Origin of the sequence: Asticcacaulis sp., from assembly GCF_047605585.1 — a bacterium.
Taxonomy (GTDB): Bacteria; Pseudomonadota; Alphaproteobacteria; order Caulobacterales; family Caulobacteraceae; genus Asticcacaulis.
Window position 1 is genome coordinate 178,143 of record NZ_JASGFK010000005.1, and the last position, 18,406, is coordinate 196,548.

An 18,406-nucleotide genomic window follows, 5' to 3' on the forward strand; every position below is an offset into this window, starting at 1 on the left:
CCCATATTATTTGTCGGTCATCATACATTTATGAAAACAAACAGCAAGCCTGGAAGGCGGCCTTATGCCTTTCTTATGTTGCAGCGCCCCTAAAGCGGCGAAAATTTAGGTGCGCGCCGACTATAGTGAATCGAATTATGTAACTCATTGAATTTCAGGAGGTTATCATGAACAGCGACCGCATTCAGGGCAGCTGGGAACAGGTCAAGGGCAATGTCCAGAAGATGTGGGGCAAGCTGACCAATGACGATCTCGATGTGATCGAAGGCGACCGCAAGCTTCTGGCCGGCAAGATTCAGGAACGCTACGGCATCGCCCAGGACGAGGCCCAGAAGCAGATCGACGAATGGAATATGCGGCACTGATGCCGCGAAGTGCCTCGCAAAGGCTCGGGCGCGGATTTGCGCTTACCAAACCTTCGATTTGGAAATCCGAGTTCCCATTGGCACCGATTTGAAATTGTCGCTTCTTTCCCGCCGGATGGTTGCGACGATATGGGCGGGAAGGCGTTTCCTCAGATGCGCTTTCCCGCTCTTTTATTATGTGTTGCCAAGATTACAAAAACTTAATCAACACACTGATTTTATTAAATATACGTCATGACTCCGAGTTAATTTGATCTGAAGCCGCAATGGCGCGATGCGTGGGCACCCCTTACCTTTCGGAGCCCGGAACCATGCGCCTGACGATCAAAACCCTCCTCCTCGCCACCGCCCTCAGCACCGCTTCTCTCACTGGCGCCGCCCTGGCCCAGACGCCCGCCGTATCGGCCAGCGATGCCAGAACCGCGCTGGACCGCGACATGCCGCAGGTCCTGAAAGACGCCGGTGTGCCCTCGGTTTCCATCGCCCGCATCGAAAATGGCAAACTGGCCTTCACCGCCGCCTATGGCGAACAGAGCGCCGGAGTGCCCGCCACCACCGGCACGCTTTACAATGTCGCCTCGCTGACCAAGCCGATCACCGCCGAGGTCATCCTGCGCATGGTTTCCGAAGGCACGCTGCAACTCGATGAATCGATGTCGCGCTACTATACCGATCCGGACATCGCCGCCGATCCGCGCACGCCCTTGCTGACGCCGCGCCTGGCGCTCAGCCACCAGACCGGACTGCCCAACTGGCGCGATGACAAGCTCACCTTCGTCCGGAACCCGCAGAGCGGATTTGCCTATTCCGGCGAGGGCTATCAGTATGTCGCCCGATTTGCCGCCAAAAAGTGGAAGACGCCATTCGAGACCCTGGCCAATAAATATGTGCTGTCGCGGTTCGGCATGACCGATACCGACTATACCCAGAGCCCGGACGCCCTGGCCCGCATCGCCCTGCCGACCGACGCTTCCGGTAAGGCGCTGGCGCCCGATTTCGCCACTGAAGCCAATGCCGCCGACCTGCTCTACACCACGCCCGCCGACTACGCCAAGATGGTGCTGGCAATCGTCAACAAAAGCGATGTCAAGGGTGTGGCCGGTTTCGATCGCGACCGCATCCAGGTCAATACCACGGCGGCCGATTGTGCCGGCATTGATGCCGCGCTCTGCCCGACCAGATCCGGCATGGGCCTCGGCTGGCAGGTCTTCCAGTTCGGCGAGGGCAAGACGGCGCAGACCTATATGATGCACACCGGCAAGGACCCCGGCGTTTTCACTTTCGCTGCCTATAATCCGGATACGAAAAACGCCACCCTTATCTTCACCAACAGCGACAATGGCGCCAAGGCGGTGCTGGCGGTGCTGGAACGCATCGGCGGCGATCCGGCCTTTGTCAGCTATCTGCGCGCCGAGGCCGCGAAATGATGAACCAGAGACCGGCCGGGCATGGGATGGTGGTGCATCACGACGCCGTCTGACCTGCCTCTGGTCCATGGGGTTGCCATCGGGCAATCCGGAAATGACTTGTTTTAGGGCTCAGACGCGGTGCCGGCTTGATTTCAGGGGGCAAAACCCGCCGCCCATCGCGCCTGAGCCTTGAACCCGCCGGGTGTCCCAATAATGGAGTCTTCGGTGGCTGGATTGAGCTTATGGGCTGGCGAATAAGGATGCTGTTTATGGCACAACTCTAAGCTATAAAGAGACGATAAACACACGCAAAGATATCCACAATCCGCCGATCGAGCACTTTCCGAAAAGTGTGACGCACTTTTCGGATTAAAAAGTGCGTTGAAACAAAACTAAAGCGCCGATCTGATCTCATCAGATCAGGGCTTTAGGACAAGCCGGTTTCGCGGTTTAACCGGCGGGCGGCGGCCAGGGTTTCCAGACTGTGATCAAGCACGGCCTGCCAACTGATCAGGGCTTCGCGCTCGGCGGCGGGTTCGGCGGTGATCACCCAGGCCGGCTTGGTCGGCAGATCGTCGCGGGTCTCGGTATTGACGGCATCGAGCACCTTGCCCATCGCCAGCAGGGTTTTGGCAGCCTGCTCGGCTTCCTTGTAAGTGACTGGCGGTTCCAGCGCTTCGACGGCGCGCAACAGCGCCTCGGCCTGATCGCGCAGACGCTGCTGCTGGTTGCGACGAAGCGCCTGTCTTTGTTCAGGCGTGGCGATAGGGGTGTTTGTCTGTTCCATGGGGACAAGCATGGAACGGGGATGAGAGGCGGGGATTATTTCTCCTCCCCCGCTTTGCAGGGGAGGAGATGTTAAAAAAAGCCCCCGTTTCCGGGGGCCTTTCTTTAGACATTGACACCGTTCTTGGTCGCTTCCGATCGCTTCTTGAGGAGCGTGTCAAACGCGCCCCAGACGCCTTCGTCGCCGGTCCACTGGCCCTTGGTGGCGGCCTTGGAATATTCCGTGGCGCGGGCCTCGAAGAAGTTGGCGTGCTCGACGCCCGACAGCAGGACCTGCAGCCAGGGCAGCGGGTTTTCCTTCGCGCCCCCATAGACTTCCGGCAGTTCGAGCTGGCGCAGGCGCCAGTCGGCGATATAGCGGATATAGGCCTTGATATCGTCCGGGGTCATGCCCTGGACCGGGCCCATTTCGAAGGCCAGGTCGATGAACTTGTCTTCCATGGTCACCACGGTCTTGCAGCAATCGATGATGTCATCGGCCACGGACTTGGTGACGGCCTTCGTTTCGCGGTTGAAGGTATGATAGAGCTTGATGATGCCTTCGCAGTGCAGGGATTCATCGCGCACCGACCACGAAACGATCTGGCCCATGCCCTTCATCTTGTTGAAGCGCGGGAAGTTCATCAGCATGGCGAAGGAGGCGAACAGCTGCAGGCCTTCGGTGAAGCCGCCGAACATGGCGAGCGTGCGGCAGACATCGGCCTCGGTATCGACGCCGAACGTGCCCATATAGTCGTGCTTGTTCTTCATGGCCTCGTATTCCATGAAGGCGCCAAACTCGCTTTCGGGCATGCCGATGGTTTCCAGCAGCAGGGCGTAGGCGGCGATATGGACGGTTTCCATATTGGCGAAGGCCGACATCATCATCTTGATCTCGGTCGGCTTGAAGACGCGCGAGTAGCGTTCCAGATAGTTATCCTGGACCTCGATATCCGACTGGGTGAAGAAGCGGAAGATCTGGGTCAGCAGGTTGCGCTCGGAATCATTGAGCTTGGAAGCCCAGTCCTTGCAGTCCTCGCCCAGCGGCACTTCTTCCGGAATCCAGTGGACCTGCTGCTGCTTGCGCCAGAATTCGAAGGCCCACGGGTAGCGAAACGGCTTGTAGGAATGGCTCGGCGTTAACAGACCAGCGGACGAATTAGCCAGAAGAAGTGAACTGCTCATAAGAAATCCCGAATCGATACTAAAAACCCAGATGACACCGCCATATCACCACATTTCGTGGTTAAAGCCAGATTAACATCTACATCTTGTATGTGGTTTTTGGGGATAATTTTTTCAATCGCGACACGAAGTCGCAGGTTGCGATATCCCGCCGTCAGGGTAGCACAGGGACGGGGCGTCCGCAGCGGCAAAAGTTAACGATTCACAAGTGGTGATGCGCAGGGCGCTTAGATCAGCTACCGCTCGCCTTGACCGAATCCCATGAGTGGGTCGGGGCGGTGGTCGAAGCCGGGGCGGCCCTGGCCACGACCGCCTGTTGCAGCCAGGCCAGCGCCGCATCGGCCTGTTGCGGCGGCAGGTCCAGACGCAGCAGGCTTTCGGCTTCCGGCATCTTGCCTTCGAGACCGAGCACCAGGGCGAGGTTCTGGCGGATCTGCACGGTCACGCCGGGCTGCGCCACCGCGGTGCGCAGCAGGGGCTCGGCGCCGGCGATATCGCCACGCGTCACTTTCGACATGGCCATATTGGTCAGGACGGCGGGATTATTGGGCGAAAGGTCCAGCGCCTTCGCCCAGGTGCTTTGGGCCTCGTCCGGGCGCTTGGTCTGGTCATAGGCGACGCCGAGCAGCGAATAAGCCTGCCAGTCCTTCGGCTTCAGCTCGATGACATGCTGCAGCGGATCGATGGCATAAAAAGCGTTGTTGTCGGCGATATGGGCGCGGGCGGCGGCCAGCAGGACATCGGTATTATCGGGCGCGAACAGCAAGACCTTATGGGCGGTATCGGCGGCTTCGGCATTGCGGCCCAGGGCACGCAGGGCATTGGAGAGATAGAGGCCGATCTTCTGGTCGGTCGGGCTATGCTCGAACTGAGTGCCGAAGAAGGCGGCCTGCTGTAGCGGACTGGCGCGCAGCATGGCGTCGATCTCCGCCCTGGTGGCCGGCTTGAAAACCTCGGCTTTCGAGGTAGCGGCCGTGGCCGGCGCCGGTGTGCTGTTTTTCGTCTTGTCCTTGCCGAGCAGGCCGGCCGAGGCGGGGCTGGCGATCACAAGCGCCACAAGGGCGGCGGAGGCGAGAAGATGACGCATGGAAGACCCCTGATCGGAGACGGAATTAAGCTTTCGGTGACCGCTGTGAAGATATAGTTAAAGCTCTTAACAATGGTTAACGCAGAACTGCCCATGCCCAAGCCGATCAAAACCCCGAAAAATACCGCTGAAAACACCCTCATCGCCCTGTTCGAGGAGGAGGCCGAAGCCGCGATCGCCGCGCTGAAACCGGCGCAGGCGCAGTTCCTGACGCTGAAGGGGTTCAGTGGCAAGGCGGGCAGCCTGATCGTGCTGCCGGAGGAAGGCGGCTGCCGCGCCTGGTTCGGGCTCGGTCCGCGCAAGGCCTATACGCCGATGACCTTCCGCGCCCTGCCGGCGCAATTGCCGAAGGGCCTGTGGCGCCCGGAATACGATGCGGGGCTCGATGCCCACGCCATCCATGTGGCCTGGGGGCTCGGCGCCTACAGCTTCACGCGCTATAAATCGAATAGCGCGGCGAGTGAGGTGCGGCTCGATGACAGCGCGCTTGATGAGACTGTAAAGGCAGCTGTGGCCCGCGAGGTCAGGGCCCACAATCTGGTGCGTGATCTCGTCAATACGCCAACCAACGATATGGGGCCCGCCGAGATCGAAGCCGAGGCGCGAAAAGTGGCCGAAGCCCATGGCGCGGAGATCACGGTGATTGTCGGCGATGACCTGCTGACCGAAAACTATCCGGCCGTCCATGCGGTCGGCCGCGCCGCCGGACCGCATAACCAGCCGTGCTTTATCGAGATCAGCTGGTCGCCGAAAGGCATGCCCGGTCCGCTGCCGGTCATTGCCCTGGTTGGCAAAGGCGTGGCCTTCGATACCGGCGGGCTCAATATCAAGGGCGGCGCCGGCATGGGGCTGATGAAGAAAGACATGGGCGGCTCGGCCCACGCCCTGGCCCTGGCCGAGTGGGTGATGGCCAGCCAATTGCCGGTGGCCCTGCATGTGCTGATCCCGGCCGTCGAAAATTCGATTTCCGGCGATGCCTTCCGGCCGGGCGATATCCTGGCCTCGCGCGCCGGACTTTCCATCGAGATCGGCAATACCGACGCGGAAGGCCGGCTGATCCTGGCCGATGCCCTGGCGCGGGCGGGCGAACTGGAACCGGCCCTGACGGTCGATTTCGCCACGCTCACCGGAGCGGCGCGCGTCGCCCTGGGGCCGGAGGTCATTCCCTTCTATACGGATGACGAGGACGTGGCCCGCCAGCTGGAAGTGGCCTCGATCGCGCAGAGCGACCCGCTGTGGCGAATGCCGCTGTGGAAAGGCTATACTGACGCGCTCGAGTCCGACATCGCCGATATCCGCAACGATCCCGCGGGCTGGGCACAAGGCGGCTCGGTGACGGCGGCGCTTTTCCTGCAGCGGTTCGCGCCGAAATCCGGCGCCTGGGTGCATTTCGACATCTATGCCTGGAATCCACGCGGCAAGGCCGGTTCGCCGGTGGGGGCCGAGGCGCAGGCGCTCCGGGCGGTTTATCAGTTACTGAAATCTTACTGAAATCCATTGCGCCATCAAGGCGTTAAGACCTCCTTCAGGAGTCATAAATCTCCTGTTGACCTTGGCCGTTAAGGCGATCTTTGCATCCGTGTCGTAGAGTACCCACATAAGACGCAGAACATGCGTCAAGGTGATGTGACCTGTAGAAGGTAAGACGGCTTTATGACGCAGATGAGTGATGATCCTTTCGACAAGCGCACCACGCCCTTCAAGGATGGCGTGACCGATCAGGCGCATGAAGGCCTGATCCGCGCCAAATCCTATGTCGCCGGCGAGGTACTCTCCTGTTACGACGCCTCGGCGCCGATCCTGTCGCAGCCGGAACACGGCGCGGAACAGTGGGATCAGCTGCTGATGGGCGAGCGTTTCAAGGTCATCGAGCGCAAGCATGACTATTTCTGGGGCCAGGCCCTGCGCGACGGCTATGTCGGCTATGTGCCGGTAGCGGCCTTCAAGCGCGACTGGTACCTGCCGACGCACTATGTCTCGACTCTGCGCACCTATGTGTTCGCCGGTCCAAACCTGAAATCTTCGACCCTGACCGCGCTCAGCCACAATGCGCTGGTGTCGGTGACGCGTTATGAAAACGGCTTTGCCTATATCAATGACATGGGCTGGGTCTTCACCAATCACTTGTCGACCTTTGAATCCTTTGCCGAGGATTTCGTCAGCGTGGCCGAGAGCTATATCAATGCGCCTTATCAGTGGGGTGGTCGCGAAAGCCTGGGTCTGGATTGCTCCGGCCTGCTGCAACAGGCGCTCTATGCCTCAGGCTATGGCTGCCCGCGCGATTCCGACATGCAGATGAAGCTGGGCCTGCCCCTGGACATCGGCGCCACCCTCAAGGGCCTGGTGCGCGGCGATCTCGTCTTCTGGAAGGGCCATGTCGCCATCATGATCGATGACGTCAACATCATCCACGCCAATGCCCATCATATGAAGGTGGCCATCGAGCCCCTGGCCGAGGCAGTCAGCCGCATCCATGGCTGCGGCTCCGGCAAGCCGCTGGCCTTCAGAAGGCTGTAATTCACGAAGCTAAAACAAAAACCCCGCCGGATCGCTCCGGCGGGGTTTTTGTTTGCGCTGAATGAGGGCTATTTCGAAGCGGCTGAGCTGGCCGCTGCGGAGGCGGCTGGCGCGGCAGAGGCCGAAGCGCCCGCCGCAGGCGCGGCACCAGAGGCCGGGGCGGCACCGGCGGCAGCCGCCGGATTGGGCGCGGGCACGGCATAACCGGTCGAGCCCTGGCTGTGCAGATAGGCGATCAGGTTGATGCGGTCTTCCGGCTTCTTGACGCCGACGAAGGTCATCTTGGTGCCCTTGACCACCTTGCCCGGCGCGCCGAGGAAGGTATAGATCGCGTCCCAGGTCCAGTTCGGCACTTCCTTGGCATGCGCCTTCATGGCGTCGGAATAGTCCATGCCCGGATGCGAGGCCACCGGACGACCAACCACACCCCACAGGTTCGGACCGATGGCGTTCGGACCGCCATTGGCATTGTTGTGGCAGGAGGTGCACTTGGTCTGGAAGGTCTTTTCCCCGGCGGCGATATCGGCGGTCGGGATAACGGTGCCCCAGTCGGGCGGGGTATCGACGGCCGCGGCCGCGCCGCCTTCACCGCCGGTATCGGCGACTTCGATGGCATAGCCGGCCTTTTCAGGCGCTTCGCGATGATAGATGGCTTCGGCGCCCAGCTTGACGCCCATGATCACCAGGCCGGTCGCCAGAACCGCACCGAATATTTTGTTTACCTGCAGGTCGCCACTCATGTCGCCCAGTACCCTGTTGATTCATTAGTGCTCGAAAGCTTAGGCCACGGCTGACATCTGTCAATATGTGGCGAAAGCAAGGCTTATTGATCTACTTGCGTTTGGTTGTCTGACACGCTACCGCGAAAGACGCAAGCCGCGTTTTACCACACCATGGGCAAAACCGGGTCTTGCGTGGCATTTCGTCGCACTTTACGCGCTCAGTCGCCGCGAGGCTCCTCGCAACGGCTCGGGCGCGCAGTCGCGCTTGCCAAAACCGAAACCGGTTTTGGAATTTAACTGAGAGAGAGACCAAAATGAACGCGTCGACCATTCGCAGAATCGCCTATCAGGGCGAGCCGGGGGCTTTCAGCCATCAGGCCATAAAGCGGTGGTTTGGCGAGTTTACACCCACACCCTACCCGACCTTCGAAGCCGCCTTCGCCGCCGTGCGCGATGGCGAGTGCGAGCTGGGCATGATTCCGGTCGAAAACTCCGTGGCCGGCCGCGTCACCGACGTTCACCACCTGCTGCCCAATTCCGGCCTGAAGATCATCGGCGAACGCTTCCTGCCGATCGAGATGATCCTGATGGGGGTGCCGGAAACAAAGCTGGAAAACATCAAGGTCGCCGCCTCGCACACCATGGCGCTGCTGCAATGCCGCAAGGCGCTGAAGGAACTGAACATCACCGCCGAGGTCTTCCATGACACGGCGGGCGCCGCACGCGCCCTTTCCGAAACGCGCGAGCTGGACCGCGGCGTCATCGCGCCGGAACCGGCCGCCGAGCTTTACGGCCTGAAGATCCTGCGCCGCCATATGGAAGACGCGCGCAACAATACGACGCGCTTCCTGATCCTGACCACCGAAGACCGCGTGGCCGAGCCCGCACCGGGCGTTGCGTGCATGACCAGCTTTATCTTCCGCGTGAAGAATATTCCGGCCTCGCTCTACAAAGCGCTCGGTGGTTTCGCCACCAATGGCGTCAACATGACCAAGCTGGAGAGCTATATCGAAAACGGCGTCTTCGCCTCAACCGTCTTCTACTGCGATGTCGAGGGGCGCCCGAGCGAAGGCGGTCTGAAACAGGCGCTGGAGGAACTGAACTTCTTCGCCGTCGATGTCGAGATTCTCGGCACCTATCCGCTCGATCCGTTCCGTAATTCCGAAGGCCAGCGCTGATGTCGGATGACCGTTTGACCGCGCTGGAGGAACTGACGGCACACCAGTCGAAAACCATCGACGAACTGTCTGAACAGGTGACCGAGCAGTGGAAGGTCATCGACCGGCTGAAGCGCGTGCTGGAACAGATGGGCGAGCGGCTGGAAACCATGGAATCCGGCACCGGTGAGGTGCCGGTGACCCGGCCGCCGCATTACTGACCCTTCTGGCACTGCCCCAGAAAATCACGCGCCAGGGCCTGATCACCGGCACTCATCGATACAGCCGCCGTGTAGCCTGTCGTGAACAAAGAGATCACGTCGCTTTTTCCCAGAATCCTGATCCGCTTATCGGTCTTGGCGAACCGGATCGTCAGGTCCCAACCTTTCTCGGTGTTGGGTTTTGCTTCTGCCGGGAGAAAGTCAGGTTGTCCCTTGCCGGTGAAAAGCGCCATAAGCGACGCTCCCGGGGTGATGACTGCGCCCGGAGCGTCTTCTATTTTCTGGCCCGTTTGCAAGTCCAGCAACCCGGTCACGCCAAAATTCGTGACACTGATATCCGCAGTCCCACATTCAAACTCATAGACCGGGCGGTTATCCGAACCGTAAATGAGCTGAAGGCCATGAACGTCCGTTGCCGGCGTGAGCCCCCAGCTCTGCGCCTGTGCATTTGAAGTGAGCGACAGAAGTGCCGCAAAACTACATATTGTTCCGAACAAAAGCTTCATCTCATCCCCCTGTGCTCTGATGGCTGACCCTCTTGTAAACCTGATCGAACCTATCCGACAAGATGCGCCCAGCGAGATGCCGCTAACCCGGCCGCCGCATTACTGAACGCTTACTGAGGCGGGGGTTCGCCCCGGCCGCTGCGGCGCTCAGGCCCGTCATATCTGGAATCGGCCCGGCGCCGGCGTTCGGGTCCGAAAAAAGTGCTTACCTTGACGAACGGGCGCGGACGATCGACGATGGACACGACCTTGCGGTAAAGCTCATTGGCCGTGACCGGCTTGCAGCAGAATTCGGTCACGCCCGCGTCACGGGCCGAGGTGACGTGCGACCGCTCGGAATGCGCCGTCAGCATGATGACCGGCACGAAGCGGTTGTTGCTATCGGATGATTTGCGAACCAGATTGACGAACTCGATGCCGTTCAGCACCTCCATCTGGAGGTCGGCAATGATGATATCGATGGAATCGTGCTTCAGACTGTGAAAGGCTTCCGTGGCATCGCGCGCCTCGAAAACATGCACCGCGCCAAAACCACGCAGGATGGTTTTCACGATGTTCATCATATGGCCGTTGTCCTCAACGACCAGAAATCTGACACGCTCCAGGCTTGCCATTTACGCCTCACTCCCGCTGACGGACAGTGTCAGCCTGGCGCACAGAATAAAAGAACAGAGTTACCGGATATTTTACAGACACCTTCAAAGGCGGCCTTTATTTCTTGCCGCTGACCTCGGCATAGACCGCATCAAAGGTATCCGGCACGATGGGGCCGCCGATCTTGTCGGTAATGGTGCCGTCCGGGCTGACGATAAAGGTTTCCGGTACGCCGGTAATGCCGAGCGCCAGCGCCATCTTGCCCTCCGGATCGGTCAGGGTCTTCGCATACGGATTATCGTGCTGCGCCAGGAAATTCAGCGTGTTCTGCGGCGCGTCCTTCCAGGCGATACCGATGATCGTCACCCCCTTGGCCTTCAGCGCCATCAGTTGCGGATTTTCGGCGACGCACGGTGTGCACCACGAAGCAAAGACATTCACCAGCACTGGCTTGCCCGAGCCCGCCACCAGGGCCTTCAGTGAGGCGGGCGTGCCGTCCTGCAGGTCGTTGATCACCACTTCGGGCACGGCCTTGCCGACCATTTCGCGCGGCTCCAGCCGTTCCTTCTTGTGGAAGTTATAATAGCCCAGCACCGCCAGCAGGCCCAGGAACAGCACCAACGGCGCAAAATAGACTAATCTTTTCATTTTGGGCGCTTCATTTGCCGTCAACGGCTGCCTGCAGGGCCTCCAGCACCTTGCGGCGTTTGGCCTGCGCCCGCAGGGACATCACGATCAAACCGATCAGGGCTACCACCGTGGCGCCATAGGCGCCCCAGACGTAGAGACCGTATTTCCCCATATCGACGTCCATGCGGGCTCCTAGTTGAAACTGAGGCGGGCGCGCAAGGCGCGGTATTTGCGGGCCAGTATCTCGCTATCCAGCCGCACCAGGAACAGCCAGATCGCCAGTACATGATAGGCCGCCACCATGACGAACAGCGGCCACAGCATGGAAGCGGCGATAGTCGGCCCGCCCTTGACGAATATGCTCTCGCCCTGGTGCAGGCTGTTCCACCATTCGACCGAAAACTTGATGATCGGCAGGTTGACCAGGCCGACCAGAGCCAGGATGGCGGTCGATTTCGCCGCGCGCATCTCGTCCTCGATCGAGGCATGGAGCGCGATATAGCCGATATAGAACAGGAACAGCACCAGCACCGAGGTCATGCGGCCATCCCACTGCCACCATGTGCCCCACATCGGCTTGCCCCACAGCGAACCGGTAATCAGGGCCAGGGCAGTGAAGACCGCCCCGATCGGCGCCAGGGCCTTGGCCGCGGCATCGGCCAGCGCATGACGAAAAATCAGGCCGAAGAAGCTGGCGATCCCCATGGCGGCATAGATGAGCAGGCCCATCCAGGCCGCCGGCACATGGATATACATGATCCGCACCGTATCGCCCTGCTGGTAGTCCTCCGGGGAGGCGAAGCAGAGATAAAGTCCCCACGCGAACAGCAGCGCCGACAGGCCAGCCAGCCATGGCCGCAGGGGCCGGGTGACGCGCGTGAACCGCTCCGGATTGGCGAGGAAATTGATCATAGATTGGACATAAGGGGTTTGGCGATTTTCGGCAAGAGTGGCCGACTGACACGATGTCGCGCGTTAACCTTCTGCTTGGAGTTGTTTGCTAAACTGTCATGAAACGCTGGGAGCGCGTGCATGTTGTTCGGGTATTTTCTGCTGGCCATGATCTTCGGCCTGACCTTCGCCGTGTATTATTTCGATGTGCGCAGGGATTGCCGCTGGCTTTCCTGGGTGGCCGCCATTGTCATGACCGGCTTCTGCATCGCCATCGACCGCATGGTGGAAAATGCCATCTATGCCCACCTGATCATCCAGCTGTCGATCCTGCTGATGCTGGGCCTGAGCATCCCCGCGCGTTACTGGTTCGGCCACGCCAATGCCCGCCGCATCGTCTATCGCGAACACCATATCAAGGCCACGCGCTACCTGCCTTGGTGATTAGCGCTTTTCTAGTTCAGGGCGCTTCTTAGCGCCGCCCCCATGGCAATCGGCCCCAGAGCCAAAGCAAACAGCGCATAGGCCGCCAGGAATGCCAGGGCCTGAGCAGGCGATGCGCCGGTCTGCACGGCCTGCATCAGGCCGGCGCCGAAGATCACCGGCGGCACATAGAACGGCAGGACCAGCAGCGCCATCAGTACCCCGCCCTTCCGCGACCCCAAGGCCAGAGAGGCGCCAATCCCGCCGATCAGAGCGAAGCTTAAGGAGCCAAGCAGGGCCGAGAGCAGTCCCATCAGGGCCAGCGATACCGGCGCGCCCAGTATGATCATCACGATGGGGGTCATCAGCGACAGGATCACGCCGGTGCCGAGCCATTGCGCCAGACATTTCAGCAGGGCAATCAGTTCGAGCGGCAGGGGTCCAAGACGCAGGGTATCGAACACCGCGTCCTCGTAATCGCGCTCGAACAGGCGTTCCAGAGACAGCAGGCTGGAGAGCGCCAGGCACAGCCAGGTCAGGCCGGCGGCGATGCGGGACAGAACGGCCTGATCGGGTCCGAGACTTAAGGGGATCATCGCCATCAGAGTCAGGTAGAAGCCGACGGCCAGCAGCGGCCCGCCGCCGCGGGTCAGCGACAGGCCGAGGTCGCGGCGGATAAGGGCGATGGACGCGCGGATCATCCTCAATTTCCGCCCCCCCTGTTTACGGGGAAGGTGGCACGGCGCTTTAGCGGCGTGACGGAGGGGGCGAAGATCATATCTACGGCCACCTCAAACACTCGCCGCCTCACGTTCTTTCGCTGTCGGGCGTTCGAGCTTCAGGCTGCGCGTTTCGAACGGCAGCGGATCATGCACCGCCGCGATGATCATTCCGCCTTCGGACAGATGCTTTTGAATGATCCCCGCCAGCAGGGCGCGGTGACCCACATCCAGCGGCGCCATCGGTTCATCGAGCAGCCACAGCGGCCGTTTCACCATCAGCAGACGCGCGAACGACAGCCGGCGCTTTTGCCCCGCCGAGAGGTAGCGCGTTTCCAGATCAAGCAGCGGCGAAAGGTTCAGTTGTTCAATCCCGGCAACATCTCCCCCCAGAAAATTCGCCTGGAATTTCAGCTCCTGCGCCACCGTCCGCGACGGGCTCAAAGCGTCCTGGTGGCCGAGGAAATGGATCATGCTGCCATGCCAGATTTCCGGCTCAAACTGCACATCATTCTCATGCGCAGAAATCGTGCCCGCATGGGGCATAAAAAAGCCCGCGAGGGTGCGCAAAAGAGTCGTTTTTCCGACACCATTTTCGCCCGTCAGGCTAATCGCCTCGCCGGGTTTTATTTCAAAATTCAGGTTGTGAATCAAAAGGTTGTATCCCTTCTTCAGGGTCAGACCTTCGACCTTCAGATTCAACCCCATAAAAATAACCCTTTTCGCACCAAGGCTTACTTGGTTCTGGCATAGACGAAAACAAATAGAAAGTTTAGAAGGCAGATGCTCCGCCTTCAAGGTATTGCAGCGCAATGTCCGGACCCTGTGCGTCCCTCATCCAACGCGCGTTCTTGAATTCACAGCTGCCATCGTGGCGACTGGGCGGGCTAACCTGAAAAGGACACTGCGTAAATGTCTTCTGTTGACTCGTTCAAGTCAAAAGCCGAACTCAAGGTCGGCGACAAAACCTACACCTACTACGATCTGAAAGCCGCCGAAGCCAACGGCCTCGAAGGCGCCTCCCTCCTCCCGGCCTCGCTGAAGGTCCTGCTGGAAAATCTCCTCCGCAACGAAGACGGCGACACCGTCAAGGCTGACGACATCCGCGCCATGGCCGCCTGGGTCAAGAACAAGGGCGCTGTCGAACACGAAATCTCCTTCCGTCCGGCCCGCGTGCTGATGCAGGACTTCACCGGCGTTCCGGCCGTTGTCGACCTCGCCGCCATGCGCGACGCCATGGTCAAGCTCGGCGCCGATCCGGCGAAGATTAATCCGCTGAACCCGGTTGACCTCGTGATCGACCACTCGGTCATGGTCGATTATTTCGGGCAAGCCACCTCCTTCACGCAGAACGTCGACCGCGAATATGAGCGCAATATCGAGCGCTACAACTTCCTGCGCTGGGGCTCCTCGGCCTTCAACAACTTCCGCGTCGTGCCTCCCGGCACCGGCATCTGCCACCAGGTCAACCTGGAATACCTGGCCCAGACCGTCTGGACCAATGTCGCCGATGGCGGCGAAGTGGCTTATCCGGATACCGTGGTCGGCACCGACTCGCACACCACCATGATCAACGGCCTGTCGGTCCTCGGCTGGGGCGTCGGCGGCATCGAGGCCGAAGCCGCCATGCTCGGCCAGCCGATCCCCATGCTGATCCCGGAAGTCATCGGCTTCAAGCTGACCGGCAAGCTGCCCGAAGGCGCCACCGCCACCGACCTGGTGCTGACCGTCACGCAGATGCTGCGCAAGAAGGGCGTCGTCGGCAAGTTCGTCGAATATTACGGCGACGGCCTCGTCAACCTGACCCTGGAAGATCAGGCGACCATCGCCAACATGGCCCCGGAATACGGCGCCACCTGCGGCTTCTTCCCGGTCTCGCAACCGACCATCAACTACCTGGCCGAAACCGGCCGCACGCCTGAGCGCGTCGCTCTCGTCGAAGCCTATGCCAAGGCGCAGGGCCTGTGGCTCGATCCGTCGGTTGAGCCTGTCTTCACCGACACCCTGGAACTGGCCCTTGACTCGGTCCTGCCCTCGCTGGCCGGTCCGAAGCGCCCGCAGGACCGCGTTCTGCTCTCCGACGCCGCCACCGCCTTCACCTCGGCCCTGCAGGGCGAATTCGGCAAGGCCGGCGACGAAGCCAAGCGCGTGCCGGTCGAAGGCTCCGACTTCACCGTCGGCCATGGCGACGTGGTGATCGCCGCCATCACCTCCTGCACCAATACTTCGAACCCCTCGGTCCTGATCGCCGCCGGCCTCGTGGCCCGCAAGGCGCGCGCCCTGGGCCTGAAGGTCAAGCCGTGGGTCAAGACCTCGCTCGCCCCCGGTTCGCAGGTCGTCACCGACTACCTGAACTCGGCCGGCCTGACCGAAGATCTCGACGCCATGGGCTTCAACCTCGTCGGTTACGGCTGCACTACCTGTATCGGCAACTCGGGCCCGCTGCCGGAAGCCATCTCGGCCGCCGTCAATGCCGGCGATCTGGTCGCCGCCTCGGTGCTCTCCGGCAACCGTAACTTCGAAGGCCGCGTCAACCCCGACGTCCGCGCCAACTATCTGGCCTCGCCGCCGCTGGTCGTGGCCTATGCCATCGCCGGCTCACTGAACATCGACCTGACCAAGGACGTGATCGGCACCGGTTCGGACGGTCAGGACGTCTACCTGAAGGACATCTGGCCGACGACGCAGGAAGTCACCGACATGCAGCGCAAGCACGTCACCAACGCCATGTTCGCCAGCCGCTATTCCGACGTCTTCAAGGGCGACAAGCACTGGCAGGCCATCCCGGTCGCCGGCGGCCAGACCTATGGCTGGGACGAGGCCTCGACCTACGTCGCCAACCCGCCTTACTTCGACGGCATGACCATGACGCCGGACAAGGTGACCGACATCGTGGAAGCCCGCGTGCTCGGCGTCTTCGGTGACTCGATCACCACCGACCACATCTCGCCCGCCGGTTCCTTCAAGGCCGCGTCTCCCGCCGGCAAGTACCTGATCGACCGTGGCGTGCCCGTCTCGGAATTCAACGGTTACGGCGCCCGCCGCGGCAACCACGAAGTCATGATGCGCGGCACCTTCGCCAACATCCGCATCCGTAACAAGATGACCCCGGAAATCGAAGGCGGCGTGACCAAGCACTTCCCGTCGGGCGATGTCATGCCGATCTACGACGCCGCCATGCGTTACCAGTCAGAAGGCCGCAACCTGGTCGTCTTCGCCGGCAAGGAATACGGCACCGGCTCGTCGCGTGACTGGGCCGCCAAGGGCACCAAGCTGCTCGGCGTCCGCGCCGTCATCGCCGAAAGCTTCGAGCGTATCCACCGCTCGAACCTGGTCGGCATGGGCGTCCTGCCGCTCCAGTTCAAGGTTGACGGCTGGGCCAAGCTCGGTCTGACCGGCGAGGAAATCGTCACCATCCGCGGCCTGGAAAGCGTTCAGCCGCGTCAGGAACTGATCGTCGAACTGTTCCGCGCTTCGGACGGCAAGGTGGCCCGCTTCCCGGTCCGCTGCCGCATCGATACGCCGACCGAGCTGGAATACTACAAGAACGGCGGCGTCATGCCGTACGTCCTGCGTAACCTGGCCCGCGGCGTCGCGGCTGAGTAGGTTCGGTATCCGTTAAAAAGAAAAAGCCCTCCGGCCATCAGGTCGGAGGGCTTTTTCTTTGCAGGCTCACGGACCCTGCACCCATAACTCGACAGTGCAGGCGGCCCCTTGTACCTCCCCAACTTGTTTGGGGTTTGGCGCAAGCGAAAGTATAGCTTTCGCAAGCCATGGGACCGCACGACGCCGCGAAGCGGCTAGATGCGGTGGTGGGGTTTCTTGCTTTCTTCCCTTCCCGCCCCTAAAACTTGACTATGCAAAACCGCCTTCCCCTCCTCATCGCCCTCGCCGGACTGGCGGCTGCGATCTATGCCGTGATCCTGAACCTGGTCACGGCCGTGCCGGCGGCAGCGCAATCCTTCGTGGTGCAGAGCCTGATCTTTGCGGTCATCGCCATCGTCTGCGGCATCTATACGCTGCGCAGAGGTGGCGGCTGGCGCTTCCTGGCCATTGCCATGATCGGCCCTGCCGTATTTGTTATCGCCGATGGCGGGATGCGCCTCGCGCTTTCTCTGCATCAGGGTGTATAATCCGCGGCATTCACAAGAGGTGCATGCCATGTCCCAGCCGATCAAATTCTACTCCATGCACCTCTCCGGCAACGCCCACCGCGTACTGCTGATTTTACGTGCGCTCGACCTGCCGTTTGAACTGATCGAGGTCAATTTGCGCGAGAAGGAGCAGAAGTCCGAGGCCTTCCTGCAGATGAACCCCTTCGGCCAGGTGCCGGTGATCGACGATAACGGCACGGTCATCTGGGATTCCATCGGCATCATGACCTATCTCGCCCTGCGCTACGATGACGGAAAACTGCTGCCGCGCGATCCGGCGCAGTTCGGACAGATCATGGCCTGGCTGGGCAAGACCTCCGGACCGATCGCCTATGGCATCGCCGCCGCCCGGCGCATCAATCTTTTTAATGCACCGGCCGATATCGATTCCGCCCATGCCATCGCCCATGACTTCCTGCATGTGATGAATGAACATCTGGAAGGCCGCGCCTGGCTGGTGGGCGAAACCGTCACCCTCGCGGATCTGGCCTGCTATGCCTATGTCGCCCATGCGCCCGAAGGCGGGGTGGATCTGAAAGCGTTCGGCAATGTCAGCGGCTGGCTGGCCCAGGTGGAGGCCCTGCCTTTCTTTTCCGCCATGCCCAAGGCCAAGGTCGGTCTTTGGGCGGAATAATACCCCGCTAACAGGTCTCCAAATTCCAGCGGCATTTGGCAAGGGCAAGCGCCCGCCCGAGCGTGTGCGAGGAGTCTCGCGGCGTTTGAGCGGTATAAAGCAAAAAAAACGCCGCCGCGAAGGAGGATCGCAACGGCGCAGATTGATCTCGGGGAAGAAGAAATGTCTGTCAACCAAGGGACCACTTGAGTTCCGGGGGCTGGGGGGGCTGTTCAGGGGGGAACCCGAGCAGATCGCCTTGGCTGACAAATACATAATCGCGGCCGAACCGGGCTATGGAAGGGCCAAAATAAGGTCATATCGCGACCATTTCATAACCAGACCATAAAGACGATGCCCCCTTCGGACGATAAATTTACTTGCGCGATTCAGGCGCATCAGGCGTAATCGGGTTGGATTTTACTCCAGACTTTTCTGCGGATTCTTG

The 18,406-nt window shown here is 60.8% G+C and carries 21 protein-coding genes; 10 read left to right on the plus strand and 11 right to left on the minus strand.

The features are described 5' to 3' along the window. Positions 1-167: 167 nt before the first annotated feature. Together QM647_RS14025 and QM647_RS14030 are read left to right on the plus strand one after the other, a co-directional pair. Positions 168-365: a CsbD family protein gene (locus QM647_RS14025; RefSeq protein ID WP_414996155.1), complete on the plus strand. Its 198-nt coding sequence runs from the start codon at positions 168-170 to the stop codon at positions 363-365. Positions 366-676: 311 nt separating this feature from the next. After that, positions 677-1,792: a serine hydrolase domain-containing protein gene (locus tag QM647_RS14030; RefSeq protein ID WP_414996156.1), complete on the plus strand. Its 1,116-nt coding sequence runs from the start codon at positions 677-679 to the stop codon at positions 1,790-1,792. A 409-nt stretch (positions 1,793-2,201) separates the two neighbouring features. Here the strand turns inward: QM647_RS14030 and QM647_RS14035 are convergent, their stop codons facing one another. From QM647_RS14035 to QM647_RS14045, 3 genes are all read right to left on the minus strand, one after another. Further along, positions 2,202-2,561, minus strand: coding sequence for a hypothetical protein (locus tag QM647_RS14035; protein ID WP_414996157.1), 360 nt, complete (start codon positions 2,559-2,561; stop codon positions 2,202-2,204). Between the two features lie 104 nt (positions 2,562-2,665). Next, positions 2,666-3,724, minus strand: a complete 1,059-nt coding sequence (locus QM647_RS14040) for a ribonucleotide-diphosphate reductase subunit beta (protein ID WP_414996158.1) — start codon at positions 3,722-3,724, stop codon at positions 2,666-2,668. Positions 3,725-3,956: 232 nt separating this feature from the next. Further along, a complete protein-coding gene (locus tag QM647_RS14045; protein WP_414996159.1) occupies positions 3,957-4,811 on the minus strand; it encodes a tetratricopeptide repeat protein in 855 nt (284 codons plus the stop codon). A 93-nt stretch (positions 4,812-4,904) separates the two neighbouring features. On the opposite strand from QM647_RS14045, the gene QM647_RS14050 reads away from it, so the two are divergent. Both QM647_RS14050 and QM647_RS14055 read left to right on the plus strand, forming a co-directional pair. Then, positions 4,905-6,302, plus strand: a complete 1,398-nt coding sequence (locus tag QM647_RS14050; protein WP_414996160.1) for a leucyl aminopeptidase family protein — start codon at positions 4,905-4,907, stop codon at positions 6,300-6,302. 162 nt (positions 6,303-6,464) lie between these two features. Continuing rightward, complete coding sequence (locus QM647_RS14055; RefSeq protein ID WP_414996161.1) at positions 6,465-7,328, plus strand: NlpC/P60 family protein; 864 nt, start codon at positions 6,465-6,467, stop codon at positions 7,326-7,328. A 68-nt stretch (positions 7,329-7,396) separates the two neighbouring features. Here the strand turns inward: QM647_RS14055 and QM647_RS14060 are convergent, their stop codons facing one another. Further along, on the minus strand, positions 7,397-8,068 hold the full coding sequence (locus QM647_RS14060; RefSeq protein ID WP_414996162.1) for a c-type cytochrome: 672 nt from the start codon (positions 8,066-8,068) through the stop codon (positions 7,397-7,399). Positions 8,069-8,364: 296 nt separating this feature from the next. On the opposite strand from QM647_RS14060, the gene QM647_RS14065 reads away from it, so the two are divergent. Together QM647_RS14065 and QM647_RS14070 are read left to right on the plus strand one after the other, a co-directional pair. After that, on the plus strand, positions 8,365-9,228 hold the full coding sequence (locus QM647_RS14065) for a prephenate dehydratase (RefSeq protein ID WP_414996163.1): 864 nt from the start codon (positions 8,365-8,367) through the stop codon (positions 9,226-9,228). Further along, complete coding sequence (locus tag QM647_RS14070) at positions 9,228-9,428, plus strand: SlyX family protein (protein ID WP_414996164.1); 201 nt, start codon at positions 9,228-9,230, stop codon at positions 9,426-9,428. The genes QM647_RS14065 and QM647_RS14070 overlap by 1 nt, the downstream gene beginning before the upstream one ends. Here the strand turns inward: QM647_RS14070 and QM647_RS14075 are convergent. The 5 genes from QM647_RS14075 to QM647_RS14095 all read right to left on the minus strand — a co-directional run bounded on the left by QM647_RS14075 (position 9,422) and on the right by QM647_RS14095 (position 12,070). Further along, positions 9,422-9,934: a hypothetical protein gene (locus QM647_RS14075; protein WP_414996165.1), complete on the minus strand. Its 513-nt coding sequence runs from the start codon at positions 9,932-9,934 to the stop codon at positions 9,422-9,424. The genes QM647_RS14070 and QM647_RS14075 overlap by 7 nt on opposite strands. A gap of 110 nt (positions 9,935-10,044) precedes the next feature. Then, complete coding sequence (locus QM647_RS14080) at positions 10,045-10,548, minus strand: response regulator (RefSeq protein WP_414996166.1); 504 nt, start codon at positions 10,546-10,548, stop codon at positions 10,045-10,047. A 97-nt stretch (positions 10,549-10,645) separates the two neighbouring features. After that, the gene (locus QM647_RS14085) at positions 10,646-11,176 is read right to left on the minus strand and encodes a DsbE family thiol:disulfide interchange protein (RefSeq protein WP_414996167.1); all 531 of its coding nucleotides are present in this window, start codon (positions 11,174-11,176) and stop codon (positions 10,646-10,648) included. A gap of 10 nt (positions 11,177-11,186) precedes the next feature. Continuing rightward, positions 11,187-11,342, minus strand: coding sequence for a heme exporter protein CcmD (gene ccmD / locus QM647_RS14090; RefSeq protein WP_414996168.1), 156 nt, complete (start codon positions 11,340-11,342; stop codon positions 11,187-11,189). Between the two features lie 8 nt (positions 11,343-11,350). Then, a complete protein-coding gene (locus QM647_RS14095; RefSeq protein WP_414996169.1) occupies positions 11,351-12,070 on the minus strand; it encodes a heme ABC transporter permease in 720 nt (239 codons plus the stop codon). 120 nt (positions 12,071-12,190) lie between these two features. On the opposite strand from QM647_RS14095, the gene QM647_RS14100 reads away from it, so the two are divergent. Further along, positions 12,191-12,493 carry a hypothetical protein gene (locus tag QM647_RS14100; protein ID WP_414996170.1) on the plus strand — a complete coding sequence of 101 codons (303 nt, stop codon included), beginning with the start codon at positions 12,191-12,193 and terminating at the stop codon, positions 12,491-12,493. A gap of 11 nt (positions 12,494-12,504) precedes the next feature. On the opposite strand, the gene ccmB is transcribed toward QM647_RS14100, so the two are convergent. Together ccmB and ccmA are read right to left on the minus strand one after the other, a co-directional pair. Next, entirely contained in the window at positions 12,505-13,173 is a 669-nt protein-coding gene (gene ccmB / locus QM647_RS14105) for a heme exporter protein CcmB (protein WP_414996171.1), read from the minus strand. 90 nt (positions 13,174-13,263) lie between these two features. Next, positions 13,264-13,899, minus strand: coding sequence for a heme ABC exporter ATP-binding protein CcmA (gene ccmA / locus QM647_RS14110; RefSeq protein WP_414996172.1), 636 nt, complete (start codon positions 13,897-13,899; stop codon positions 13,264-13,266). A 204-nt stretch (positions 13,900-14,103) separates the two neighbouring features. Here ccmA and acnA point away from each other — a divergent pair, with 204 nt between their 5' ends. The 3 genes from acnA (at position 14,104) to QM647_RS14125 (ending at position 17,979) form a co-directional block, all read left to right on the plus strand. Then, entirely contained in the window at positions 14,104-16,797 is a 2,694-nt protein-coding gene (acnA, locus tag QM647_RS14115; RefSeq protein ID WP_414996173.1) for an aconitate hydratase AcnA, read from the plus strand. Positions 16,798-17,048: 251 nt separating this feature from the next. Further along, positions 17,049-17,324: a hypothetical protein gene (locus tag QM647_RS14120; RefSeq protein WP_414996174.1), complete on the plus strand. Its 276-nt coding sequence runs from the start codon at positions 17,049-17,051 to the stop codon at positions 17,322-17,324. 28 nt (positions 17,325-17,352) lie between these two features. Further along, positions 17,353-17,979 (plus strand): glutathione S-transferase family protein, encoded by a 627-nt coding sequence (locus QM647_RS14125; protein WP_414996175.1) that lies wholly within the window; start codon positions 17,353-17,355, stop codon positions 17,977-17,979. Positions 17,980-18,406 lie beyond the last annotated feature (427 nt).